3 protein-coding genes are annotated in these 3,897 nt (G+C 35.7%); all 3 read right to left on the bottom strand.

Annotated features, from left to right (window positions below; genetic code table 11):
• Positions 1 to 159 precede the first annotated feature (159 nt).
• From L2764_RS26145 to L2764_RS26155, 3 genes are read right to left on the bottom strand one after another with little or no spacing between them, the layout of a single operon-like run.
• On the bottom strand, positions 160 to 762 hold the full coding sequence (locus L2764_RS26145; RefSeq protein WP_312018392.1) for a LysE family translocator: 603 nt from the start codon (positions 760 to 762) through the stop codon (positions 160 to 162).
• Positions 759 to 2,066 (bottom strand): Na+/H+ antiporter NhaC family protein, encoded by a 1,308-nt coding sequence (locus L2764_RS26150; protein ID WP_248943274.1) that lies wholly within the window; start codon positions 2,064 to 2,066, stop codon positions 759 to 761. The genes L2764_RS26145 and L2764_RS26150 overlap by 4 nt, the downstream gene beginning before the upstream one ends.
• A 3-nt stretch (positions 2,067 to 2,069) precedes the next feature.
• Complete coding sequence (locus L2764_RS26155) at positions 2,070 to 3,047, bottom strand: TauD/TfdA family dioxygenase (RefSeq protein ID WP_248943275.1); 978 nt, start codon at positions 3,045 to 3,047, stop codon at positions 2,070 to 2,072.
• Positions 3,048 to 3,897 lie beyond the last annotated feature (850 nt).

The following is a 3,897-nucleotide window of genomic DNA, read 5'->3' on the forward strand; positions in this document are numbered from 1 at the left end:
GGTTGCTCTCCTGTCTTTTGGTCGAGACTTGAGCCTACCTATACCGCGGTATAGGTGAAACCTATGCGAGTCACCCCGGCAGAGCCGGGGGTTTACCGTTTGTTAATTAATTAAACAGACGCAGCTACATGGATTACACAAAATATTATCATTTTTATTTTACCTAATCCAAATGATCTTAATAGCTAATAAAATTAATAACACACCAGAGCATCTTTCAATCCAATGCGAGGCACTGTAGAGCTTATTTCTTAATGAAGGAATAGAAAAAAATATTGCCACTCCGCTAAACCATAATAGTTGTACACCCACTAATACTGCACCATAGCTTAATTGTTGATGTAAGGTTAATTCACCCTCAATGTACTGACTTAATAGTGCTAATATAAAAATAATAATTTTAGGGTTTAATACATCAGTTAAAAAACCTATCAATAATGCGCGTAAAGGCGTTATTTTCTCTTGATTACTCCCAATGGATAATTGGCCTTTAGGCTTTGCTTGTAAACATTGCACTGCAATAAAGAATAAATATCCCGCACCTAACCAAGTAATGATGCTCAATAAGTGTGAGTTGTTATGTTCAAACCAATATAAACTCGGTAACAAATATGCAGCATGTAATGCCATGCCTAAAGATAAGCCTAATGCCGTCATTAAACCACAAAAGCGAGAGCCAAATAAACTGCTCCTTAATGTCATCACAAAACTGGCTCCTGGCACCATAGAGCCTAGAAGCGATATAAAGAAAAGTGAAATCATAATAAATAGATAGCCAGTAAACTAAATGCAAATAAAGGGATATTAAAATGAATAAAAGTGGGAATAACGGTATCTTTTAGGTGATCATGTTGACCATCATGATTCAGTCCTGCCGATGTTGCTAAGGTGACCTCAGAGACAGGGGATCCTGTATCGCCTAATACTGCTGCAGACACTAATAAACAAATGATGGCCTCTAAACTTAACCCTATTGCTTGTCCTATCGGCACGTAAATAGCAGCCAGTAAAGGGACGGTTGCAAAAGAAGAACCAATGCCTATCGTGATCAATAAGCCGACGAGTAGCATAATGAACACTGATAACATAGTTTGATCTTGAAAAGCGATAATAGCTGTATCAATAAGCGATTGTATATGACCTGTTAATTTCATGACTTCAGCAAAGCCTGCCGCCGCCATCATGATCACGCCAATACTGGCCATTAGCCGTGTGCCTTCAAGAAAAAGTGAATTAGACTTTCCCCAATGTGCTCGTTTACCTATGCTTAATAAGCCACAACCCACAAGCGCTGCAATTGCCATGGAGCCTGTCATAAGTTGAACCACAAAAAAACTTAACAATGCTATTATGATGACAACCCTATTCTTATTGGATAAGGTTACTGGTGACGTATCAGTATGACTTGATTTAATCAGATATTCTCTGGGTTTGTTATACGAGAATAATACTGCAATGATCACCCCCACTAACATACCAATAGCAGGAAGTAGCATCACTCGCATCATATTGATACTTTCGACTCCCGATACACCTTGTAAAGTCACTTGAGATCGGATTAATTCATTTAAAAACATTTGGCCAAAACCGAGTGGCAAAAACATATAAGGCGTGACTAGTCCAAAACTGAGTAAGCAAGCAATCAAGCGTCTATCAAGTTGTAATCGACTGAATATCAGCAACATTGGCGGGATAAGTAAAGGGATAAAGGCAACATGAATGGGGATCAAGTTTTGCGAAAAAATAGCGAGGCTTGTTAGCGTAATGATAATCGTCAATTTTAGTTGACTTGAATGGTCTTTCATCATGGTCGATAGCCGACTGCTAACTATTTCAGTTAACCCGAAACTGGCAATCAAATATGAAAACCCCCCAATGATAGCGTAACTCAGTGCTAATGGAGATGCATGTCCTAAACCGGCTTGAAATGCCTGCCAGATACTATTTACATCTAACCCTGCAATCCAACCACCAATAAAACAACTCACTATGATGGCACTTAAAATATTTAGTCGGCATAACGTTAAACCAACCAGTAGTAAAACCGAAATAATAACAGCGTTCATTGATTATACCGCAATACTATAATAAGGCGTGGTAGGGGACACAGATTTCACTCGACTAAGAGAGTCTACACCAAAGACTCTCAGTAAAAATCGATCATAACCATTATATTGTGGAGTAAAAGACCGCCTTGAATGGGCCATCTGCTGATTTCTGAAAATTAATAAATCACCAGAATCTAAGTTAATATTAATCGTGGACGCTTTGAGGTGGTGATTGAGTTTATTAAATACGATTTTGGCCTCATTATCAATAGGATGTGTAAAAGCCGAATCAAATCTTGAGCATAGTCCATGTTCATTTTCAACAATCACTGGGGCAATGATATCACCTTGGATGTCGAAAGAGTCAGGGTAGGCAATACGAAATCTCGGTGATTTTAATATTGCTATTTCTTCAGCTGATAATTGACTTAGCGCGAGGGGGATATCTGATAAATCGGTTGAAATATCTTCATCATTACGAATACAGAATAGACTTAAATAATCTGGCGATACACTGCCTGTATTCTTATTATGTTCATTACTGAGTGCCATATGGTTATTATCAACATGAAAGCCTAAATGTTCCTTGGCGCCTAACGAGCTTTGAGTATGTTCAAATGATTTTATAGGGGTGACTTTTCTAAAAAGTAAGCCATTATTTTCTCCTTGATAGGTCACAGGAAAAATGCCTAGCTGTGTAAATATCGAAGCAATAAAACTAGATGCTAACTGGGTATTGACGTCATCATTACTGATGGTGTTGTCTTTTAGGTTAAACCCTGTGTTTCTAAATACAATAAAGTTCATTTCTCCCTTTTTAAAGCGTTCAATACTGTCTTTCTCATTCGACAATAAAAAAGGGTTAAATAATAAACTTAAATTATCATCAACCAAACCCCCATTCAAATTAACATTATGCAAACAATTGTACAGAGGTTGGTTTAAAAAAGTGGTTGGCTTTTTACCATAACTAACCTTATCTTTATTTGTAAGTGACATATCCTTTACTCCTTATCATTAAAAATCCAAAATACTTGTGTAACATACAGCAATAAATTGTCACATTCGACACTATAAAGTTAAATTCAAATCAATTGATCACTAATAATACGGAGAAGATAAAGCATTGTTTTTATTTGATGGTTATATGAGTGATTAGTAATTTCAAGTATACAATATATGCTTAGATGTTAATAATAAGCCCCTTATTGTGTTTGTAGTGTTTAATTTTGTTGTGAGTACTTTGCTTTACTTTATTTAATAAAAAAATAATGATACATTTGAGGTTATTATGTATATTTACCCGCATTATGTTGTCCATATACTTATTAAAAGTAGGTGGGTGTGTATATAAAATACTTTACCTCTGTATATTATTGCAACAATCATACAAGTCATTCCAAATAAGAAATATTGAGAAGTAAGAAATGGAAAGTAAAAAGTTAAATGGAAGAGCTCTATCATTTGAAATATTGCAGGTTCTTACAGAAGAAAAAATGAGATATTAATTTCCTAAAGTGAGCCTTACAATGAAGAATAAAATTTTAATTATTGATTCAAATACAGAGTGTCATTTCAATACACCTGATATTGAAAGAAGTATTGTTGAAAACAGTGAAGTACTATTAGGGTTCTGTCGCAAACAGCCTAAATGTTTTATGATCTAAGCATCACTTTCTATGCTTATGTTTATGAAACTCAATTTTTCAGGCCGACATTACCCTTCTGCAATCATCATGGAGTTATTGTCAAATGTGGTGTATCAATGAATCGTGATGCTCTGTTTGATCTTGAGTGATCCGTTCACCATCTTTAAATTGAATACCTGATATGACATCAGCAAGCAGCT

The organism is Shewanella surugensis (assembly GCF_023284005.1).
In the GTDB taxonomy this organism is placed as follows: domain Bacteria; phylum Pseudomonadota; class Gammaproteobacteria; order Enterobacterales; family Shewanellaceae; genus Shewanella; species Shewanella surugensis.

Bases quoted from the DNA above. Each gene is read 5' to 3' on its own strand.
- L2764_RS26155 (WP_248943275.1), bottom strand. From the start codon at position 3,047: ATGTCACTTACAAATAAAGATAAGGTTAGTTATGGTAAAAAGCCAACC.
- L2764_RS26145 (WP_312018392.1), bottom strand. From the start codon at position 762: ATGATTTCACTTTTCTTTATATCGCTTCTAGGCTCTATGGTGCCAGGA.
- L2764_RS26150 (WP_248943274.1), bottom strand. From the start codon at position 2,066: ATGAACGCTGTTATTATTTCGGTTTTACTACTGGTTGGTTTAACGTTA.